The sequence below is a fragment of the Fructilactobacillus sp. X3R5C2 genome, from assembly GCF_059901175.1.
Genome location: NZ_JBWXVC010000001.1, coordinates 284,420 through 305,926 on the forward strand (window position 1 = coordinate 284,420; position 21,507 = coordinate 305,926).

Here is a 21,507-nt window from a genome sequence, read left to right on the forward strand (position 1 = left end):
TTTTTTATAAATTATTTAAGAGGTGCGAGATGAAGTCGGTTATTGATAAGCAAGATATAAGAAATCATGATTTGTACATTGGTGGGATCAAAGCCAGTGATTTAGCAAAAGAATATGGAACACCCCTAGAGGTTTATGACGTTAGTAAGATCAAGAGTCAAATTGAAAAATTTAAACGGGTTTTTGAGGACCGTAAAGTTAAATACTCGGTTAATTATGCTAGTAAGGCGTTTGCCACGGTTGGAATGTATCAAATTGTGAAGCAAGAGGGAGCTGGAATTGACGTAGTTTCCGGTGGTGAGTTGTACACTGCGCTTCAAGCTGATTTTCCGATGGCACGGGTCAGTTTTCACGGCAACAATAAATCAAAAGACGAACTAACGATGGCTGTCAAAAACGGAGTGGGAACGATTATGTTGGATAATTTCCATGAAATTGAGTTACTCCACGACGTGCTAGAAGAGCAAGATAAAAACATCGACGTGATGTTACGGATTACCCCTGGTATTTCAGCTCATACTCATGAGTACATCCAAACGGGTCAGGTCGACAGTAAGTTTGGATTCGATCTGGCATCAGGACAAGCTGATGAAGCTTTACAAAAGGTCCTTTCTGAGAAGCGAATGAATATGAAAGGGGTTCATGCTCACATTGGGTCTCAGATTTTTTCACCCGAAGGCTTTGTGGGAGCGGCCGATAAACTTGTTGATGTAATGAAGCACTGGCATGACAATTTTGATTACACGGCGAAGGTAATCAACGTTGGTGGTGGTTTTGGTATTCAATACACCGATGAAGAACATCCCGTCGCCCCAGAGGACTTCGTCTCAGCCATTGTGGATGAGATTAAACAAAAAACAACTGAGGCTGATTTACCAACTCCATCAATTTGGATTGAACCGGGACGTTCAATCGTCGGGTCAGCGGGTTATAGTTTGTACACGATTGGTTCCAGAAAAGATGTCCCCGGGATTAAGTCGTACGTTTCCGTTGATGGTGGGATGGGTGATAACATTCGGCCAGCTTTATATGAAGCAGACTATGAAGGCGCTCTTGCAGGCAATGTTGATGGAAAGCCGGTTGAAACCGTCCGAATTGCCGGGAAGTACTGTGAATCAGGTGATATCTTGATTAAGAATCAACCGCTCCCAAAGAGCAAACCGGGCGATGTTTTTGTAATCTTTAACACCGGGGCTTATGGCTACTCAATGGCTTCCAACTATAATCGAAATCCACGGCCAGCCGTTGTGTTTGTTGAAAATGGGAAAGCACAATTAGCGGTCCAACGAGAGAGTTATGCGGACCTGATCCACTTAGATAAGAAATTAAAGGAGAACTAGAAGATGGCACAATTAGATGCACAATCAATCATTAAATTTATTTCTAACTCAGACAAAAAGACCCCAGTCAAGGTTTATTTGAAAGGTAAGTTAGGAAAAATCAAATTTCCTAAGGGAATTGAGAATTTTACCACTAACAAAACTGGTGTCATTTTTGGCGACTGGGCTAACGTTTCTAAATTTCTTAAAAAGAATAAAAAATTAATCAGTAGTTATGAAATTGAAAGTGATGCACGAAATTCTGCCGTTCCATTACTTGATACCAAGAACCTAGACGCTCGGATCGAACCTGGTGCTATTATTCGTGATCAGGTCTCAATTGGAAAGCATGTTGTCATAATGATGGGAGCTTTAATCAACATTGGAGCTGAGATTGGTGATGATTCTATGATTGACATGGGGACCATCCTGGGTGGTCGTGCGATCGTTGGAAAGCATTGTCACATCGGTGCTGGTGCTGTTTTGGCCGGTGTGATTGAACCAGCTAGTGCTAAACCGGTTCGAATTGACGATAACGTCTTAGTTGGTGCTAATGCGGTTGTGATTGAAGGCGTTCATGTTGGTGAGGGTGCAGTGATTGCTGCTGGCTCAGTGGTTTTGCATGATGTTGAACCTAATACCATGGTAGCCGGGGTTCCTGCTAAAAAGATCAAGGACATCGACACTCAGACCAAGTCTAAGACTAAACTTGAAGACGACTTAAGGAAGTGATGAATGTGTCAGATAACCCGACCAAGTTGAGTGACGATGATCTCCTTGAAATTTATCGCCATCTTCACCAAATCCCAGAATTAGCAATGCATGAGTTTCAGACCCATGAATATCTAAAAGAAGTCATTGATAAGTTTAAAACGGACTATATGGAAGTTAATGTACCAGAAAAGTTACCAACTGCGATTTTGGTGCTGGTCCATGGAACTGATCCCAAGCGTACCATTGGATACCGAACGGATATTGATGCGTTACCAGTTAAGGAAAAAACGAATTTAACGTTTGTGTCAAAAAATGATGGTGTGATGCATGCGTGTGGTCATGATATCCACATGACGGTTGCGTTGAGTATCTTGAATTACTATGCTGCTCATCAGCCCCAAGATAATTTGTTAGTTTTTTTTCAACCAGCTGAAGAAAGTGAAAATGGCGGTAAGGTGGCATACGAGGATGGTATTTTTACCGGGAAGTGGCATCCAGATGAATTTTATGGTCTACATGACAACCCCCAGCTTCCTGTTGGGGCAATCGGTTGTCGGATGGGTACACTGTTCGCTGGGACAACCGAGGTCAACGTTGACCTGATCGGAAAAAGTGGTCATGCTGCTTATCCGCAGGATGCAAACGACATGATTGTGGCCGCCAGTCAGTTTATTAATCAGGTTCAGACGATTGTATCAAGGAGTGTTGATCCGATTGAAGGCGGGGTTGTTACCTTTGGAAAAATGGAAGCCGGTACCATTCGAAATGTGATCGCTGGTCATGCTCGAATTGAAGGAACGATTCGGGGTCTGACCCAGAAAATGATTGAGTTGATTGATAAGCGGTTAAAAGAAGTCGCTAATGGGATTTCAGTGAGTTACGACTGCCAGGTTAAACTCAACCTGAATCAGGGCGGTTATTTGCCAGTCGAGAATAATCCGAAGTTAACCAGTAATTTTATTGATTACATGGAAAAACAAAAAAACGTTGATTTTATTAACACGATGCCCGCAATGACGGGAGAAGATTTTGGTTATTTGTTGTCAAAAATCCCCGGAACAATGTTTTGGTTGGGAATTGGTGACCCAAAGTCTCAGCTTCATGAGGCGACGCTTACCCCCAATCCAAAGGCAATTGCGATTGGAAGTAGAGCCATTATCGGATTTTTGAATTATCGAATGCAACAAGGAACAAAAAAATAGGGGAGATCATAATCATGGTAGAAAAAGCAGATTTATTAACGGCCATCGTCACCCCGTTTGGCAATGACGGTGAGGTTGATATTACACGGCTTAAGAAGCTGATTAAACATTTGGTTGATACGGGGACCAATGGATTTGTGGTCGGCGGAACGACTGGTGAAACTCCGACATTATCTGAAGACGAAAAATTAAAACTGTACGGTGAATTTGGCAAGATTGTGGGCGATCAGTATCCGGTAATTGCAGGGACTGGCTCAAACAATACCCGACAAACGGCTGAGTTTAACCAGAAAGTGATGCAATTAGATGGGATTGATTATGGCTTGGTGGTTGTGCCTTATTACAACAAACCCGACCAACGGGGCATGAAGAAACACTTTAAGTACGTTGCCGATCATTCAGATAAACCAATCATCATCTATAACATTCCTGGACGAACGGGTGTGAACATGAATAAAGAAACGGTCGTGGAATTATCCGAATACAATAACATTGCTGGAGTTAAGCAGTGCGGCTCACTTCCTGATATGGAATACATCATTTCCAACACTCCAGATGATTTTCTGGTTTACAGTGGTGAAGATCCTCAAGCACTAGCAACTAAGATGCTTGGTGGTGATGGAGTGATTTCGGTTGCTTCCCATGTCTATGGTAAGCAATTAAGGGGAATGTACGATGATTTAGATCAGGGGGATTACAAAGCAGCTGGCAAGCTTCAACGTTGGTTAACACCAAAGATGCAGGCGTTATTTATGTATCCTTCCCCGTCACCAACTAAAGCCGCTTTAAATGCTAATGGTTTAAATGTGGGTGGTTGTCGTTTACCAATTGCAACCCTAAATCAAGATGAGAAAAAAGAATTGGCAAAAGCACTAGACGTTGATTCTTTAGGAGACATTTTAAATGATTAAAGTATTAGTAGCAGGCTTTCGTGGCTCAATGGGCCAAAAGGCCGTTAAGATGATTGAAAAGAATGGTGATTTTAATTTGATAGGCGTATATGACCCGAAAGCGAACGATTTGAGTCCTGAAAGTTATGATTTACCAAAAGACGTAAAAGTTTATAACGATTTTGATCAGATTAAGGGACCAGATGTAGACGTTTGGGTTGATTTTACGGTTCCAAAAGCAGCTTATCCAAACACTAAATTTGCCTTGGATCATGGGATTCATCCGGTTATTGGAACCAGTGGGTTAAGTGATGATCAACTAGCTGAATTGCAAAAATTAGCGGACAATGAAAATGTGAGTGGGATTATTGCACCGAACTTTGGAATTTCAGCGGTATTGTTAATGAAATTTGCTAAAGAGGCAGCTCAGTATTTCCCTAATGCAGAGGTGATCGAGATGCATCATCAGGATAAAAAAGATGCTCCGTCTGGGACCGCCATTAATACCGCAAAGTTAATCAGTGAGGGAAGAAAGAAACGACCCAAAGCTTTATCCACTGAGGAAACCCTAAAGGGTGCTCGCGGAGCTGAGTATGATGGAGTTCCGATTCATTCCGTTCGACTTCCCGGATATGTTGCTCATGAACAGGTGCTGTTTGGCGGAGATGGTGAAGCGCTCACTATTCGTCAAGATTCTTTTGATCGTGATTCATTTATGAATGGTTTAAGGGTTGCCATTGAGAGAGTTGACGGTTTAGATGGGTTAGTTGTTGGATTAGAAAATATTTTATAGAGGGGCAAGTAGTAATGAAAGAGTATAATGTCGCAATTTTAGGTGCCACTGGCGCCGTTGGAACACGTCTCATGGATAAGTTAGCTGAATCAAGTATCCCGGTTAAAAGTCTGAAATTGTTGGCTTCTAAAAGATCCGCTGGGAAAAAGCTCGAGTATCAAGGTGACGAGTTAACCGTCGAAGAGGCTACTCCCGACTCATTTAACGGTGTTGATTTAGTCCTTGCTTCAGCTGGCGGTTCGGTTTCCAAAAAATTGTTACCGGAAGCCGTGAAGCGTGGTGCCGTTGCGGTTGACAACACGAGTGCGTTTCGAATGGACCCGGATGTTCCCCTGGTTGTGCCAGAAGTGAACCCAGATGCTTTAGAGAATCATCATGGGATCATTGCCAATCCAAACTGTTCCACCATTCAAATGGTAGTGGCGTTAGAGCCGATTAGAAAGCAGTTTGGGTTGAAACAAATTATTGTTTCTACTTATCAAGCTGCTTCAGGTGCCGGTCAGAGTGGACTTGATGAATTAAAAGATGAAGCGCAAGAACACCTTGATGGCAAAAAGATGGATGCTCACATTTTCCCAGTCAAAGGTGAAAAGGAACATTATCCGCTAGCGTTTAACCTTTTACCCCAAATCGATGTGTTTGAAAAAGACGGTTATACTCACGAAGAGTGGAAGATGATTCACGAAACGAAGAAAATCATGCTGAATGATATGGATTCTGGAGATATTAAGGTGACTGCTACCTGTGTCAGAGTTCCAGTGGAGATTTGTCACGGTGAGTCAGTTTATTTCACGGTCAAGGATGAAAAAGCCGCCAGTCGTGAAAAGATCCAAATGATTTTAAATGATGCTCCGGGAGTAACTCTTAAAGATGATCCCAAAAAACAACTCTACCCACAACCAATCGACGCTGCTGGCAAAGAAGATACATATGTCGGAAGAGTTCGACCGGATCAAGAAAATGGTGATGCCTATAATATGTGGGTAGTATCCGACAATTTATTAAAGGGTGCTGCACTAAATACGGTTGAAATTGGCGAAGAATTAGTTAAAAGAGATTTAATTTAATGATTAAATCTCTTGACGATGATGATAAGGAAGAGGATTAACATGCCTACTTTAAATGAAAACTTGCAAAATCGGTTTAACAAGAATTTAACTCAACTGCAACCATCAGCAATTCGAGCTTTTTCGGAGTCGATATCTGATATTGACGGGTTGATTATGCTATCGGTGGGAGAACCAGGATTTAACACCCCTGAACACGTTAAAAAAGCAATGATGAAGAGTATTGAAGATAACCACTCGCATTATTCTCCTCATAAGGGAATCAAATCCTTAAGAGATGCCATCAGCAACTTTATGGCAAAGAAATATAATTTAAAGTATGATCCTGATACTGAAGTAATGGTTAATATGGGAGCAACCGAAGCGCTTGCCTCGTCGATTCTTTCCACGGTTAATCTTGGCGATGAAGTTTTTATTCCAGCACCTTTCTATCCCCTATACGAGTCATTAGTACGTTTTGCTGGTGGGAAACCCGTGTTTATTGATACGTCCACTTCTGATTTTGTTTTAACACCTAAAGAATTGGATGAGGCACTCTCAAATCATCCCAGTGCTAAAGCGTTGATCTTAAATTATCCAAATAATCCAACGGGGGTTGAATACACACCAGAGCAGTTAAAAGCCCTTGTCCCAATTCTGAAACAACATTCACTCTTTGTGATTACCGATGAGATCTATAGTGAGTTAACCTATGGTATTAAACATCATTCACTGGCAGAGTATTTACCTGATCAAACGATTGTAATTAATGGAGTGTCTAAATCTCACGCAATGACTGGTTATCGACTGGGGTTCACGGTTGGTCCCGCTGAATTTATCACTCAGGCTAATAAGATGCATGGTTATTTAGTTTCTTCACCATCAGACCCTGCTCAGTACGGTGCACTTGAGGCACTTAAGAATGGGATGGATGATGCTTTTCCGATGCGAGATGAATACCAAAAGAATCGGGATGAGGCCATTTTCCGGCTAAAGAAGATGGGGCTTGATCCGATTGATCCTACCGGAGCGTTTTATATTTTCGTAAAAATTCCAGCAAATTATGGAAATGATGACGTTCGTTTTGCCAAGGATTTAGCGCAAAACGCTAAAGTTGGGGTAATTCCCGGATCAGCGTTTGGTGACGGTGGTAAAGGCCACGTTCGGATTTCCTACGCTGCTTCTAGTGACGATTTAAAGGAAGCACTAAGTCGGATGGAAAATTATTTAAGTTAACGTAATTATTAAAAAAGCGGAATTAGACAAATGTCTAATTCCGCTTTTGTTTAAAATTGTTTAAAGATGCAGGTAAGTTCCAAGGAAAAAACTAATCATCAAGATGATGAAGACGATGGTAGTAATGATGACGTACATCTTATCGTGTTCTTTATAGAATGAATAGATTGATACGACCACCCTTAGAACTGGCGTTAGGATCAAAGCAAAAACGCCTAACATCATGATGGAATAGGGTTTTAATTGAATGATTCCCTTTAGCAGTTGACCAAAGGAGGTTAGGTAATAGTGACTGCCAAACCCCGTTGTTCCGGTAACAAGGTACAAGAAAAGTCCAAAGATCATGATGATGACGGAAACAATCACCCCAATACGCATGATTTTTCCGATAAGTTTTTCGATTCGAATATTTTCAGCTTCTTGATTTTTTTCACTTTGATTTACATTATTTTGAGTGCTCATGATAAGAAGTTCACCCCAAATCCTTTAAGAATCATTTGAACGCCAAGGTAAATTAGGATGGGAATAAAAATAATTCTAATTAATTTGGAAGGCATGATTTGCATCACACGTGACCCGACGGTTGCTCCAACGATAATTCCGAGCGCCAGTGGGACGGCAATCTGAGGCAAAATTGATCCGTTAAAAAAGTAAATGGTGGCACTCGCTGCTGCCGTGACCCCCATCATTAAATTACTGGTGGAACTCGATGGTTTGAGTGGCATTTTCATAAAAGTGTCCATCGCAATCACCTTAAAGGCACCGGATCCAATTCCCAGTAAACCACTGGCAATTCCGGCACCAAACATTACGGTTAAACCAGCTGGAACGTTTGTTACCTTATAGTCAATCTGCTTTTTTAGGTTTTTATCGTAGTAAGAACCATTTAGTTTGAGTTCTTTTGCAATTTTATCTTCACTGGTTGTATTCGTTTGAACCTGTTTGCCCCAAATCTTTTTAACCATATTTAGACCGGAAAAGAAGAGTAACAGGCCAAACAAAATGTAGAGAAAGATTGGATTGATCACTCCAGTTAGTAAAGCACCAGCAACGGCCCCAATGGAAGTAGCAATTTCTAGAAACATGGCTACCCGTAAGTTTAAGACGTTGTCTTTTAGATAGGCGATCGTTGCTCCTGAACTGGTAGCAATCACGGCAATGATACTTGCACCAATCGCATACTTAATGTCAAGATTAAATCCGATGGTTAAAACCGGTGTAATGATCATCCCACCACCGATTCCTAGGATTGAACCCAGAACACCCGCAAAAACTCCTACCAGTAACATGATAATAAGGCTATGAATCATTAATAAAACTCCAATCTGTAAAATTCATGGTGCAATTATATCACACTAATCACGGCGATTTTGGTGCTTCTCTCAATCGGCTAATCGATATTATGTTATACTTTTTTTATATGAATTCTTGGAGGTATGGCGTTTATGATGATTGGAAGGGACGTTAGTCGTCCGTACAAATTAACAATTGCGTTTCTCTTATCGTTAATCCTGACGATTGGAGTCAAAATGAGTTTTGGCTACGTTGACTTTTTAGATTCAATGATAATTGGAACCATTCAAGGGTACCCGTCTTCATTTGAAGAAACCATTTTCTCAATGATTAGTTTTGTCGCGAGTCCCAAGATGGATATTGTGTGGATACTTATAATTGCTGTTTTGTTGTGGTGGTTTAAGTATAAAATACCGGCATTCTTTTCGTTGGTACTGGTTTTTGGTGGAGATGCCATTGGATTTGTGATTAAACACATCGTAGCCAAGCCCCGTCCTTCAATGCATTTGCCGGGGGACACTGGCTTTAGTTATCCTAGTGGACATGTTTTAGGAGCTTTTCTAGTGATTAGCGTCCTGTGGATCATAGTGGTTCCAATGATTAATCGACAATCAACTAAATGGATTATTAGAACTATTTTAGCAATTGTTCTTTTCCTAGTGATGATCTCACGGGTTTATCTGAATGCCCATTTTCCTTCAGATACCGTTGGTGCCGCCTTAATTGCTTACACATGGCTTCAAGTTTGTGAACATGGGTACGTAAAGTGGGCCAAGGAGCTAAGTACAACAAAGATTTTTCAGAATACAATTTACTAATTTCATGAAAGTGATTGATAATCGTTAACTTATCACTTATACTTTACTTATAATGAAATATGAATTCTAAGAAGAGGCGCGACTTTTATCAGTAATTTGCCAGAGATTCACTTAATCGATGAGGGCTTATGAAAGGGAAAGTTGCCGAAACTGATCACGTGGTAAATGATTGGTTGGGTTTTGATTTAATAAGTCAAGGACTGTCGTGTGTTGCACGGAGAGCTTTCTAAGATTACGATTAGTAAGAATTTGTGGACTCTTTTGGAAGTTATTCAAGAGGGTCTTTTTCTTTGTCGTTTTGTTATTGGGTTTCTTCTTAATTATTTAGGAGGAGAATTTATGTCTGAAAAAAATGGAAACGGACAGGTGAAGCGGGGATTAAAGTCTCGTCATGTGTCTATGATCGCCCTTGGTGGTTGTATTGGAACCGGTCTTTTTGTGACTAGTGGTGGAGCAATTCACAATGCTGGTCCCGGTGGTGCGTTAGTAGCATATGTATGTATGGGAATCATGGTTTATTTTTTGATGACTAGTTTGGGAGAAATGGCCACTAATATGCCAGTCTCTGGATCATTTGCTACATATTCAGCTAAGTACGTTGATCCAGCTTTAGGGTTTGCAATGGGTTGGAACTACTGGTTTAACTGGGCAATTACGGTGGCGGTTGACGTTAGTACGGTGGCAATCGTCATGCAATTCTGGCTGCCACATTTTCCGAGTTGGATTTGGAGTTTAGCGGCTCTGTCACTGATTTTGTTGATTAACATCTTATCCGTCAAGGCGTTTGGAGAAACTGAGTTCTGGATGTCTTTGATCAAAGTGATCACGATTTTTATCTTTCTAGCCGTCGGAATTTTGACCATTTTTGGAATTATGGGTGGTCACTTTATTGGAATGAGGAACTTTACCTATAAGCAGGCTCCCTTCGTAAACGGGATTCCCGGCATTCTGAGTGTTTTCGTAATTGCTGGATTCTCATTTCAAGGAACTGAGTTAGTTGGAATTACAGCTGGAGAGTCAGAAAACCCGCGGGAGACTGTTCCAAAAGCGATTCATGAAGTATTTTGGCGCATCATTTTATTCTATATTCTGGCAATTGTTGTGATTGCTGCAATTATTCCATATACTAGTCCCGATTTGTTGGGATCAAGTGCTTCAGATGTTGCCATTAGTCCGTTCACGATTGTGTTTGAACGTGCCGGATTAGCTGGAGCTGCAAGTATTATGAACGCGGTCATCTTGACCTCCGTGATTTCTTCAGCCAACTCTGGGATGTATGCCTCAACGCGAATGTTGTATTCGATGGCCGATGAAGGTTATGCTCCAAAAGTTTTTGGCAAAGTATCTAAGCGTGGAATTCCGGTATTAGCGCTCCTAGCAACCATGGTGATTTCGTTGTTGACTTTTATGACCAGTATCTTTGGATCTAAGATTTACATGTGGTTAGTGGCTGCTTCCGGGTTGACTGGATTTATTGCTTGGTTCGGGATTGCTCTTTCACATTATCGATTTAGAAGGGCGTTTATAAAACAAGGACACAAAGTTTCGGAACTTAAATACCATGCGACTTGGTTCCCGGTTGGTCCAATTATCACTTTAATCCTGTGTATCGTTGTTATTTGTGGTCAAGATATTGGTGCCTTTGCTCACTTCAACTTATTTGAGATTGCGGTCACGTATATGAGTGTTCCGTTGGTTATCATCTTGTATTTTGGGTACAAATTTGTTCATCATACCCATATCATTCCCCTCGATCAAGTGGATGTCTCGCCTTCAGAAGATTATACGGATGAAATTAAAAAGAATGAAAGCTAGTCTTAAATTCATGATTTTTAAATGGTACAATTACAATTGCAAATTCTTTAAATTAGTCTAAGGGGATCAAATAAATGATTGTATTATCAGGAACTATTGGAGCAGGGAAGACCACGTTAACGACATTATTGGCTGAGAAATTAAACTCACCAGCCTATTATGAGTCCGTTGATGATAATAAGATTCTTCCGTTGTTTTACAAAGACCCAAAAAAGTATGCTTTTTTGCTTCAGATTTATTTTTTAAATAAACGTTTGGACAGCATTAAGGAAGCTTCTTCTGATAAGTACAGTGTGATGGATCGTTCAATCTTTGAAGATTCATTACTGTTTCATCTAAATGCTGACCTTGGTCGAGCAACTGAAACAGAAGTTCAAATTTATGATTCTTTATTAAAGAACATGATGGAACCGATCCCTAACGGTAAATATAAGAAAATACCGGACCTACTGATTTATATTGATATTTCTTTTGATACGATGCTTAAAAGAATTAAAAAGCGTGGAAGAAAATACGAACAAATCGATAATGACGGTAGTTTGTATGAATATTATCGTGAATTAAACCAGAGATATTCAAAATGGTACGAGGATTATAACTTGTCTCCCAAGATTAGGATTAACGGGGATAAGTATGATTTTGTCGAAGATGCGGACGCCAGAAACAAAGTTTTAAAGAGACTTTCTGACAAAATTCAAGAAGTATTAGGATAATTTCAGAGATTATTGTATAATTAACGCAACAAATAAACGTGACGTGCCCATTAAGTAGAATTACAGAGAGACAATGTTGGTGAAAATTGTCATTTGAAAATTCCAGCACGTATTTCGGGCGGCCAATCCCGCACGGCAATTACCGTTATTAATTAATCGAGTGCCTTAATTGGAACTTGGGTGGTACCGCGAAAAGACTTTCGTCCCAATATGACGAGGGTCTTTTTGTGTCTTTTAAGGGAGGAAATTAAAATGTTAGATATGAAGTTGATTAGAAGTAATCCAGACTGGTATAAAGGAAAGCTAGCCGAGCGAAATGTGCCTGGCGAAGTGATTGACAATTTACTTAGAAAAGATTCAGAACGGCGTGATCTAATCGTTAAAAGTGAGTCGCTTAAAGCGGAACGAAATGAGGTATCTGAGAAAATTTCACAGCTCAAGCGCAATAAAGAGGACGCAAATGATCAAATTACCAGAATGCGTGAAGTTGGAAAAGAGATCAAGGCGCTGGATGAAAAGCTAGAAACTATCAAAGCTGAACAACATGATATTGAGGCTCATTTACCCAATGTCCCTGCTGATGAAGTTCCCGTTAGTCTCACCGAAGAGGGTTCAAAAGAGTTAAGACGAATTGGTGAACCACGGAAGTTTGATTTCACCCCTAAACCCCACTGGGAAATTGGCGAAGACTTAGATATTTTAGATTTCAAGCGAAGTGCTAAGGTATCAGGAAGTCGTTTCGTATACTATCTAGGTGCAGGAGCCAAATTAGAACGTGCGGTATATAATTTCTATTTGGATCAAAACACCGATGCTGGATACACCGAAGTCTTACCCCCATACATGGTTAATTCTGATTCAATGTTTGGGACCGGGCAGTTTCCTAAATTCCTAGAAAATAAGGCTGGATTTGAGATTAAAGATAGTGACTTGACCATGATTCCGACTGCTGAAGTTCCACTGGTTAATTTCTATCGCGACGAAGTCATTTCTGAAGAGAAGTTACCAGTGAAATTCACAGCTTTGACCCCAGCGTTTAGATCAGAAGCAGGAAGTGCCGGAAAAGATACCCGGGGCTTAATTCGATTGCATCAGTTTAACAAAGTTGAAATGGTTCAGTTTACTAAGCCCGAGGAGTCTTGGGATGCTTTAAAGGAAATTACTCATCAAGCAGAGACATTACTTCAGAAACTCGGTCTGCCTTATCATGTCATCACGCTAACATCAAGTGACATGAGCTTCACTGCCGCCGAAACCCATGATCTTGAAGTTTGGATGCCAGCTCAAAATCGGTACCGCGAAATTTCAAGTTGTTCTAACACGCTTGATTTTCAGGCAAGACGAGCTCACATCCAATACAGAGATGAGAACGGTAAATTGCAGTACGTTCATACGTTAAATGGTTCTGGCTTAGCCGTTGGTAGAACGGTTGCCGCTATCCTTGAAAACTATCAAAATGAAGATGGAACGGTGAATGTGCCCGAAGTTCTTCAACCTTATATGCATGGGATGAAGAAGATTGTAAAAAATGAAAAATTTTAACAAAAATAGTAGAAATCAATAAGACATTCCGGTATAATAATATTTGTTGTATGACTGGCTTGAGAAGAATTGATCGTTGAAGCGTAACCAATTTGTTCTTGACGCTTAAACATCAAAATGATATTATTTAATAGTTGTCGTTGCGCTTTATCGCAATGATATCTATCAATGGAGGATTAGCTCAGCTGGGAGAGCATCTGCCTTACAAGCAGGAGGTCACAGGTTCGATCCCTGTATCCTCCATTTGAGCCGTTAGCTCAGTTGGTAGAGCATCTGACTTTTAATCAGAGGGTCGGCGGTTCGAACCCGCCACGGCTCATTGCCAGTAACACATTATTATGCGGGCGTGGCGGAACTGGCAGACGCGCTAGATTTAGGTTCTAGTGTCTTAGGACGTGGGGGTTCGAATCCCTTCGCCCGCATTGATTTTTCGCCGACTTAGCTCAGTTGGCTAGAGCGCTTCACTAGTAATGAAGAGGTCGTAGGTTCGAATCCTATAGTCGGCATATGCGGAAGTAGTTCAGTGGTAGAACGCCACCTTGCCATGGTGGAGGTCGCGGGTTCGAATCCCGTCTTCCGCTTTTTTGTTATCATCATGCCGGAGTGGCGGAATTGGCAGACGCACAGGACTTAAAATCCTGCGGTCAGTGATGACCGTACCGGTTCGATCCCGGTCCCCGGCATTTAAAATTTAAAACAGTAAGAGAGCCCTAGTAATAGGACTCTCTTTTTATTTAAAATATCGATTCAAGGTAGAAATACGGGTCAGACAGCGCTATCATAGAGTTAAATTGATGTTGTGATGTGGGTAATAAGTTGATTTCCAGTTACATGACAAGTTAGAATTACGATAACAAGATGATTGATCAAATAAAGGAGAAACGATATGAAACTCGAGAAAAAATCGCCTTATGGGCTTAATAACGTAAGTGCTTTACTTAATGACGTTTCAATGAATGATGATCAATTAATTCATGTTGGTGAGAAGATGAGTAATGATGCCAACATGGAAGCCATGCGGAATTTCAAAGCTAGAAAGCGGGACATTAAACCAATTTTGACTGAGCGTGATTCACTGCTACTTAGTGGACTTCTAGGATTAAAACGAGAACGAATGGCCAAAAATCCATTTTCTTTTTATCGGGGAAGCGTTGAGCTAATGAATCATGATTTAGGTACCATTCCCATGAGTGATATCAATCTGTTGATTGCGGGTGATGCTCACCTTGGCAACTTTGGTTTTTATGGTTCTCCAGAGCATCAACTTTTGTTCGATTTAAATGATTTTGACGAATCTCACGTAGGTCACTTTGAAGATGACTTATTACGTTTTCTAGTAAGTGCTTTATTGGTCGCGAAGCAACAAGGATTTGACATCACAAATGAAGTTAATCCGTTTTTAAGGGATGTCTTGGAGGCTTATCGTAGTGCCTTGGTCAGGATGACGGAGATTCCAGCCATGGATAAACTGACATTGCCTAATTCCATCAGAAATATTTCTAAGATTTTTGGTACATTAAAAGACGGTGAGAAGCATTTTAAAAAATCGTTTCAAAAAATTACCGCTAAGAGTATTAACAAGGCCCTTAGAAGTACTTCTGACTACGCTGTGGAAAAGTATACAACCGTTCTTAAAAACGGGGAACGGCGCTTTATTGATAATGAACCGGTTACGGTTCACATTGGGAAAAAAGATTATCAAAAAATTAGTGATGGACTCGATCGTTACTACAATCATACTAAAAGTGATATCCGTTTCTTTCTCTCTAACTTCCAGATCGTTGATATTGTAAGACACAGTGTTGGAGTGGGAAGTGTTGGAACCCTTTGCTTTTTAGTTTTACTAGAGGACGCTAACAATAATTACTTGGTTTTGCAGATTAAACAAGCACTTCCAATTTATAAAAATAACGTTATTGGTATGAATAAAAATGATTCACTGGGTGAAAATATTGTTGATTGTCAGCTGATTCTTCAAACTGCCTCGGATCCGTTTTTAGGGTGGTTTAATACTAGTAATAAGAGTTACTACGTTCGTCAGTTTAAAGATATGAAAGGTTCCGTAAATCTTAATAAGTTGGATTTAGACGCTTTTAAGGATTACGTGTTAGTTTGTGTGATATTACTTGCACGGGCACACAGTCAATCACCAACGTTTCCGATGATTATCGGGTACCTAAAAAATAGCGACAAGGTCAAAAAGTCATTCATTGAGTTCGCTAATGAATACATGAAACAAGTTGAGATTGATTATGATACGTTTATTAAGGATTTGAAATAACATGAAGAGAAATGAAGAGTACGTTGACTCATGCTATAACCGGGATTTGAGTTGGACTTTATTTAATCGAAGAGTGATTAATCTAGCCACTGAATCGTTCACTCCGTTTTTGGAAAAGCTGAAGTTTTTAGCAATTGGGTCAAATAATTTAGATGAGTTTTATAGTGTCAGGGTTCCAAGCGTTCAAGGGCAAATGGAGCTTAGTGATAATGGGATTGAAAAAAAGTCTGGATTTCACTATAGTCAGATCCTGGATCAGATTCATGATCGTAATGATGAAAATTTTAAGATCCAATACAATGATTACGATAAATTAAATCAAGAATTAAAGGAGAGAGATGTTTGTTCGATTGAGTCTTATGCAGACCTTAATGACAAACAAAAGGATCAAGTCAATCAATACTTTATTAAGAAGATTCAACCATCACTTTCCTTTAAAGAGTTTGATGGAAATTATGATTTAAAGTTTCTTTCTAACAAGCAAATTGCGATTGGCGTCTTAGTCAAGGGTGATGATAAAAAAGCCATTCGGATTATCCCCATTCCTTCTAAGTTTGACCGCTTGCTTTCGGTTAAATCGAACGGGATTGATAAGTATATCTTACTTGAAGATTTGATTAATCATAACCTCAAGCGTCTCTTTAATGGAAAAGAAATTACTGGAACGGTCGTCTTTAGAGTCACGAGAGACCTTGATGCCACCTTAGATGTTGAAAAAGAGGATAATAATTTTGAAACAATTTCTCGGATGCGTCAGTATCTTGTTGACCGGGAAAAAGGAAAGGTAACCCGATTTGAAGTTGAGGAATTTGATGGTAATACTGACGATGATTTCTTAAATGATTTTATTGACAAGTTTAAGATTGAAAAGAATGCTATTTTTAAGATTCCTGGTCCGGTTGATTTAACTTATCTATTTGAGATCGTCAGTAAGTATTCACCTGATTATCCAGAATATTGTTACGCAAAATTTAATCCTCGAACTTGGCCGACTTCCGCCTCAATCCTTTCGTACTTGGATCAAAAGGATCTCCTTATCCAATATCCATATGATTCGTTTAGTCAGTTTTTGCAGTTCTTAAAAGAAGCGGTCGAAAATCCTAAAACAGTTGCGATTAAACAAACCCTGTATCGGGTTTCAAAACACTCTGAAGTGGTTGATTTACTAGCAAAAGCCGCTCAAAAGGGAATTAAAACCACCGTTGTGGTTGAATTAAGAGCTCGTTTTGATGAAAAGAACAACTTGAAAGTAACTGAAAAATTGAAGAATGCTGGTGTTCATGTTATTTTTGGGAAAAAAGACATGAAAGTTCATAGTAAAACTTGTTTGGTGTTAACAAAAGAGGGCAATCACCCCAAGGGCTATATCCAGGTTGGAACGGGAAACTACAACATGCAAACCGCGAAGGGATTTGTTGATCTCAGTTTCTTTACCAGTAAGGATGATTATGTTCAAGATCTATCAAAATTTTTCGATTACTTGCAAGCTCCAGATGCCGCTCAACCCAGTTATCAGGTTTTATCAGCTTCTCCCCATCAAATTCAAGATCAAGTGATTGATGGGATCCAGGAAGTTAAAGAAAGTTATTTAAGAACCGGCAAAGGAGCAGTCTTTTTAAAGATTAACTCGTTGACTGATGTAGAAGTGATTTCAGCCATTTATGATGCAGCCAGAGTGGGTGTACCATTTAGGCTCGTTGTTAGAGGAGCTTGCTGTCTTAAACTTGGAATTTGCGGGAAGAGAGAAAAAATCGTGGTTTCAAGCATTGTTGGTGAGTTTTTGGAACATAGTCGAATTTATGGATTCTTCACTCAGGATGATTCTAAATTGTGGATATCTTCTGCTGATTTAATGACAAGAAACATGGATAACCGTGTCGAGCTAGCGGCGCCAATTCTCGATCCAAAACTAAAACAACAGCTTTTAAACATCATCGACATTTACGCTCAAGATGATGTGGATGGGAGCTTTTTAAAGCCTGATGGAGAGTACTTTAAATTCAAGCATCCTAAAGGGAAGCCCGCCCAACAGACCTTCTTAAAGATTATCGATGATCCCAAATTAAATAATAAAAAGCACGTTTCTAAACGTCATGACATTCGGATTAACGTTAAAAACGATTCCAAATTAAAAAACGAGTGGCTTTATGTTTCGATTCTAGTCGTTACGATTATCGTAGTAGTGGGCGTGCTATTGTGGTGGTGAAAATAACCAGATGTTTCTGGTTATTTTTTTATATTTCTTTTCCAAAATCGGATACTTCTGGTATAATAATATATGTTCGCTGATGAATGTGAACGTTTAATGCTTATATGCACCTATAGCGCAATTGGATAGAGTGTCTGACTACGAATCAGAAGGTTGTAGGTTCGACTCCTACTAGGTGCATTCATCGGGAAGTAGCTCAGCTTGGTAGAGCACCTGGTTTGGGACCAGGGGGTCGCAGGTTCGAATCCTGTCTTCCCGATTTTTATATACTTTTTAATATTTAAGCATCGGGAAATAGCTCAGCTTGGTAGAGCGCCACGTTCGGGACGTGGAGGTCGCAAGTTCGAATCTTGTTTTCCCGATTTTTTTATTACCTTGGTTTCCAAGAGTATTTACTTGGAATTTACAAATCTTCTTTGTATAATAATAGTCAACATTAGTCAGAGATGAGATGAGTTTATGGCAAGCCGTAATATATCGGACATTATTGAAGATTATTTGAAGGATATGCTAGGTGATAATGATCAAGAACGAGTCGAAATTCGTCGATCAGACATTGCCAATCATTTTGACGTGGTGCCCTCGCAAATTAACTATGTAATTAAAACACGTTTTACGTTGCGTAATGGTTATTTAGTTGAGAGCAAACGTGGTGGTGGTGGTTACATCAGGATTGAAAAAATCAACTTAATGGATAATTCGGATGTCCTAGACAGTTTGATTGATTCAATTGGTGATGAAATTTCCGAAAAGGATGAAGAATCAATTTTAACCACCTTATATGCTAATGGAGTCATTACCGAGAAAGAGGAGAACATGATTGCTGCTATTTTAAAGAAAGAGGCAATTAGACTGCCTGATCAAGCAATGGAATATCAGGTTAGAGCGAGTGTTTTAGAGGCTTTACTTTACCGGCTTAAATATGAGTGTTAGTTTGATTATGGATTATGATTTAAAGAGAAATGAAGGGAGATTTGCATATGCATAATTTATTTACCCCTAGTGCAAAAAACGTTTTGGTAATTGCCCAAGAACAAGCTAAGAGTTTCCAGCATCAAGCTGTCGGAACCGAACACATGTTACTGGCACTTACCATTGAGAAGAATGGGATTGCTTATCAAACTCTCCAACAACTTGCCGTCAGCGAGGCGGACGTTAGAGAAGAAATTGAGCAGTTGGCTGGATACGGTAATTTAAAGGTCGATGGAAACACGTATCTGCCGTATTCTCCAAAGATGAAAGAAATTTTAGCTTTAGCTGGAAAGATTGCCAAGCAGTATGGATCAACTAAAGTGGGTACTGAGCACATTTTGCTAGCTTTAACTAGTGATGATGCGATGCTCTCTTCAAGAATTTTGACTAACTTGGGAGTTAGCCCAGAACAAGTCCGAAAAGTAACGATCCGAAAGATGGGGGTTGCAGATACTAATATGGCTTCTGAAAATAATTCGAATGGTGAGTCAGAACAAAGTGAAACTCCAACTTTAGATTCACTGGCACGTGATTTGACTAAAGCTGCTCGAGATAATCAGCTCGATCCAGTGGTTGGACGCACCGCTGAAGTTCGTCGTGTCATCCAGGTTTTAAGCCGAAGAACTAAAAATAATCCAGTTTTAATTGGTGAACCTGGTGTTGGTAAGACTGCCATTGCCGAAGGTTTAGCGGAAAAAATTGTGAATAAATCCGTTCCTGCTGATATGCAAAATAAGCGGGTAATGGAATTAGACATGGGATCACTGGTTGCTGGTACCAAGTATCGTGGCCAATTTGAAGATCGTTTAAAGAAGGTCTTAAAAGAAGTCGAAGATAGTGGAAATGTCATTCTCTTTATTGATGAGTTGCATACCTTGATTGGCGCTGGTGGAACTGAGGGATCAGTTGATGCTTCAAATATTTTAAAGCCATCTCTTGCTCGTGGTCAGGTTCAAGTCATTGGGGCTACTACCTTAGATGAATATCAGAAGTACATTGAATCTGATGAAGCGTTAGAACGTCGTTTTGCAACGGTTGAAGTTGAAGAACCAAGTAAGGATGAATCACGGAAGATTCTTAAGGGATTACGTCCCAAATACGAAGAACACCATCACGTTCAAATCACCGATGATGCCATTAATGCAGCCGTTGATTTATCTAGTCGTTACATTAGTGATCGTTACCTTCCTGACAAGGCAATTGACTTGATGGACGAAGGTGCCGCTAAAGTTAGACTGGATTCAACTGGAAAAGATGACAAGTTAGCAAGCGCTGAATCAAAACTTAGTTCCGTTAAAAATGATAAGGACAAAGCCATTGAGGAACAGCGCTTTGAAGATGCGGTTTCAATTCGTAAGCAAGAACAAAAGTTACAAAAAGAGATTGCTGATTTAACCCAAAAACAGCGCATTAAAGAAAATGACGCTAACAAGACCCATAATTATCAATTAAAAGAAAATGCTGAAGATATTGCTCAAATTGTTTCTGAATGGACCGGGATTCCCGTTACTCATTTGAAACAGTCTGACAAGAAGCGTTTGGTAAACTTGGAAAAGATTTTACACGAACGAGTTGTGGGACAAGATGAAGCTGTTTCGGCAGTTGCAAGAGCAATTCGTCGGGCACGAAGTGGACTTAAGGATCCCAATCGTCCCATTGGATCGTTCATGTTTCTTGGTCCAACTGGAGTTGGTAAAACTGAACTTGCCAAAGATTTGGCAAAAGCAATGTTTGGCTCAGAAGATGACATGATCAGAGTTGACATGAGTGAATTCATGGAGAAGTATTCGACTAGCCGAATGGTCGGTTCTGCCCCTGGTTACGTTGGCTACGATGAAGGTGGTCAACTGACCGAAAAAGTTCGAAAGCATCCATATTCAGTTGTTTTACTTGATGAAGTTGAAAAGGCTCATCCTGACGTCTTTAACTTGCTACTTCAAGTTCTAGATGATGGGTACTTAACTGATGCCAAGGGCCGAAAAGTAGACTTTCGAAATACTGTCATCATTATGACTTCCAACATTGGTGCTACAGAGCTGCAATACAAGAACACCGTTGGATTTGCCGCTGAAAAATCCGGTAATGATGATAACTACGATGCTATGAAGGCCACGATTCAAGAACAGTTGAAGAAATTCTTTAAACCAGAATTCTTGAACCGAATTGATGATACGGTGATCTTCCATTCCTTGACTAAGTCGGAATTACACCGAATCGTTAAGTTAATGTCACAAGAACTGATTGATCGTGCCAATGGATTGGGTTACAAAGTTAGAATGACTCCAGCTGCCATTGATTTAGTTGCTGAAGTTGGCTACAATCCAACTTATGGTGCAAGACCAATTCGAAGAGCTTTACAGGATAAGGTTGAAGATCCACTGAGTGAAGACTTACTAGCGGGTAAGTTCAAACCTGGTGATCAGATTACGATCGGTGCGCATAAAAACAAGATTACGATTAATAGACGTGAAGTTAAGAATCCCAAAGAAGAAATTCTAAGTAAATAACGTTAAAACTCACAGTAAAATTTTACTGTGAGTTTTTGTGCATATTGATTGACTTTTACTTTGATTCTTTGTACTATATGTAGAGTATGTAACTGGGAATTGAAATGAGTCGTTGCGATCTATTGTCCGTGATGGCGTTTATAAGAACCAAAAGTAA

Annotated in this window: 17 protein-coding genes, 9 tRNA genes and 1 riboswitch; of the genes, 24 read left to right on the forward strand and 2 right to left on the reverse strand. The window is 39.9% G+C overall.

Features of this window, described 5'->3' with window-relative positions; genetic code table 11:
* Positions 1 to 29 precede the first annotated feature (29 nt).
* The 7 genes from lysA to AC6UD4_RS01460 are packed head-to-tail and all read left to right on the forward strand — an operon-like array spanning position 30 to position 7,200.
* Positions 30 to 1,340, forward strand: coding sequence for a diaminopimelate decarboxylase (lysA, locus tag AC6UD4_RS01430; protein ID WP_500693520.1), 1,311 nt, complete (start codon positions 30 to 32; stop codon positions 1,338 to 1,340).
* A gap of 3 nt (positions 1,341 to 1,343) precedes the next feature.
* Positions 1,344 to 2,051 carry a 2,3,4,5-tetrahydropyridine-2,6-dicarboxylate N-acetyltransferase gene (gene dapD / locus AC6UD4_RS01435; protein ID WP_500693521.1) on the forward strand — a complete coding sequence of 236 codons (708 nt, stop codon included), beginning with the start codon at positions 1,344 to 1,346 and terminating at the stop codon, positions 2,049 to 2,051.
* Positions 2,051 to 3,235: an N-acetyldiaminopimelate deacetylase gene (locus AC6UD4_RS01440; RefSeq protein ID WP_500693522.1), complete on the forward strand. Its 1,185-nt coding sequence runs from the start codon at positions 2,051 to 2,053 to the stop codon at positions 3,233 to 3,235. Before dapD ends, AC6UD4_RS01440 begins: the two co-directional genes overlap by 1 nt.
* Before the next feature lie 14 nt (positions 3,236 to 3,249).
* On the forward strand, positions 3,250 to 4,146 hold the full coding sequence (gene dapA / locus AC6UD4_RS01445; RefSeq protein WP_500693523.1) for a 4-hydroxy-tetrahydrodipicolinate synthase: 897 nt from the start codon (positions 3,250 to 3,252) through the stop codon (positions 4,144 to 4,146).
* The gene (gene dapB, locus AC6UD4_RS01450) at positions 4,139 to 4,918 is read left to right on the forward strand and encodes a 4-hydroxy-tetrahydrodipicolinate reductase (RefSeq protein WP_500693524.1); all 780 of its coding nucleotides are present in this window, start codon (positions 4,139 to 4,141) and stop codon (positions 4,916 to 4,918) included. The genes dapA and dapB overlap by 8 nt, the downstream gene beginning before the upstream one ends.
* 14 nt (positions 4,919 to 4,932) lie before the next feature.
* The gene (locus tag AC6UD4_RS01455) at positions 4,933 to 5,985 is read left to right on the forward strand and encodes an aspartate-semialdehyde dehydrogenase (RefSeq protein WP_500693525.1); all 1,053 of its coding nucleotides are present in this window, start codon (positions 4,933 to 4,935) and stop codon (positions 5,983 to 5,985) included.
* A 42-nt stretch (positions 5,986 to 6,027) separates the two neighbouring features.
* The gene (locus AC6UD4_RS01460; protein WP_500693526.1) at positions 6,028 to 7,200 is read left to right on the forward strand and encodes an aminotransferase class I/II-fold pyridoxal phosphate-dependent enzyme; all 1,173 of its coding nucleotides are present in this window, start codon (positions 6,028 to 6,030) and stop codon (positions 7,198 to 7,200) included.
* Positions 7,201 to 7,260: 60 nt separating this feature from the next.
* Here AC6UD4_RS01460 and AC6UD4_RS01465 read toward each other — a convergent pair whose 3' ends face one another.
* Complete coding sequence (locus tag AC6UD4_RS01465; RefSeq protein WP_500693527.1) at positions 7,261 to 7,662, reverse strand: DUF1634 domain-containing protein; 402 nt, start codon at positions 7,660 to 7,662, stop codon at positions 7,261 to 7,263.
* Complete coding sequence (locus tag AC6UD4_RS01470) at positions 7,659 to 8,510, reverse strand: sulfite exporter TauE/SafE family protein (RefSeq protein WP_500693528.1); 852 nt, start codon at positions 8,508 to 8,510, stop codon at positions 7,659 to 7,661. The genes AC6UD4_RS01465 and AC6UD4_RS01470 overlap by 4 nt, the downstream gene beginning before the upstream one ends.
* A 135-nt stretch (positions 8,511 to 8,645) precedes the next feature.
* Here AC6UD4_RS01470 and AC6UD4_RS01475 point away from each other — a divergent pair, with 135 nt between their 5' ends.
* The 17 genes from AC6UD4_RS01475 to AC6UD4_RS01555 all read left to right on the forward strand — a co-directional run bounded on the left by AC6UD4_RS01475 (position 8,646) and on the right by AC6UD4_RS01555 (position 21,350).
* On the forward strand, positions 8,646 to 9,311 hold the full coding sequence (locus AC6UD4_RS01475) for a phosphatase PAP2 family protein (RefSeq protein WP_500693529.1): 666 nt from the start codon (positions 8,646 to 8,648) through the stop codon (positions 9,309 to 9,311).
* A 63-nt stretch (positions 9,312 to 9,374) separates the two neighbouring features.
* Positions 9,375 to 9,544, forward strand: a riboswitch (Lysine riboswitch).
* A gap of 106 nt (positions 9,545 to 9,650) precedes the next feature.
* Positions 9,651 to 11,126: an amino acid permease gene (locus tag AC6UD4_RS01480; RefSeq protein ID WP_500693530.1), complete on the forward strand. Its 1,476-nt coding sequence runs from the start codon at positions 9,651 to 9,653 to the stop codon at positions 11,124 to 11,126.
* A 74-nt stretch (positions 11,127 to 11,200) separates the two neighbouring features.
* Positions 11,201 to 11,839, forward strand: coding sequence for a deoxynucleoside kinase (locus AC6UD4_RS01485; protein ID WP_500693531.1), 639 nt, complete (start codon positions 11,201 to 11,203; stop codon positions 11,837 to 11,839).
* A 252-nt stretch (positions 11,840 to 12,091) separates the two neighbouring features.
* Positions 12,092 to 13,381 carry a serine--tRNA ligase gene (gene serS / locus AC6UD4_RS01490; RefSeq protein ID WP_500693532.1) on the forward strand — a complete coding sequence of 430 codons (1,290 nt, stop codon included), beginning with the start codon at positions 12,092 to 12,094 and terminating at the stop codon, positions 13,379 to 13,381.
* A 170-nt stretch (positions 13,382 to 13,551) separates the two neighbouring features.
* Positions 13,552 to 13,624 (forward strand) — tRNA-Val (locus AC6UD4_RS01495).
* 3 nt (positions 13,625 to 13,627) lie between these two features.
* Positions 13,628 to 13,700: transfer RNA gene (locus tag AC6UD4_RS01500), tRNA-Lys, on the forward strand.
* 21 nt (positions 13,701 to 13,721) lie between these two features.
* Positions 13,722 to 13,803, forward strand: a tRNA-Leu gene (locus tag AC6UD4_RS01505).
* Positions 13,804 to 13,813: 10 nt separating this feature from the next.
* Positions 13,814 to 13,887, forward strand: a tRNA-Thr gene (locus AC6UD4_RS01510).
* 3 nt (positions 13,888 to 13,890) lie between these two features.
* A tRNA-Gly gene (locus AC6UD4_RS01515) sits at positions 13,891 to 13,962 on the forward strand.
* Positions 13,963 to 13,978: 16 nt separating this feature from the next.
* A tRNA-Leu gene (locus AC6UD4_RS01520) sits at positions 13,979 to 14,064 on the forward strand.
* Between the two features lie 203 nt (positions 14,065 to 14,267).
* A complete protein-coding gene (locus AC6UD4_RS01525; protein WP_500693533.1) occupies positions 14,268 to 15,662 on the forward strand; it encodes a DUF2252 domain-containing protein in 1,395 nt (464 codons plus the stop codon).
* A gap of 1 nt (position 15,663) precedes the next feature.
* Entirely contained in the window at positions 15,664 to 17,868 is a 2,205-nt protein-coding gene (gene ppk1, locus AC6UD4_RS01530) for a polyphosphate kinase 1 (RefSeq protein ID WP_500693534.1), read from the forward strand.
* A gap of 109 nt (positions 17,869 to 17,977) precedes the next feature.
* Positions 17,978 to 18,051 (forward strand) — tRNA-Arg (locus AC6UD4_RS01535).
* Between the two features lie 5 nt (positions 18,052 to 18,056).
* Positions 18,057 to 18,130: transfer RNA gene (locus AC6UD4_RS01540), tRNA-Pro, on the forward strand.
* Between the two features lie 29 nt (positions 18,131 to 18,159).
* A tRNA-Pro gene (locus AC6UD4_RS01545) sits at positions 18,160 to 18,233 on the forward strand.
* A 97-nt stretch (positions 18,234 to 18,330) separates the two neighbouring features.
* A complete protein-coding gene (locus AC6UD4_RS01550; RefSeq protein ID WP_500693535.1) occupies positions 18,331 to 18,804 on the forward strand; it encodes a CtsR family transcriptional regulator in 474 nt (157 codons plus the stop codon).
* Between the two features lie 47 nt (positions 18,805 to 18,851).
* On the forward strand, positions 18,852 to 21,350 hold the full coding sequence (locus AC6UD4_RS01555) for an ATP-dependent Clp protease ATP-binding subunit (RefSeq protein ID WP_500693536.1): 2,499 nt from the start codon (positions 18,852 to 18,854) through the stop codon (positions 21,348 to 21,350).
* Positions 21,351 to 21,507: the final 157 nt, after the last annotated feature.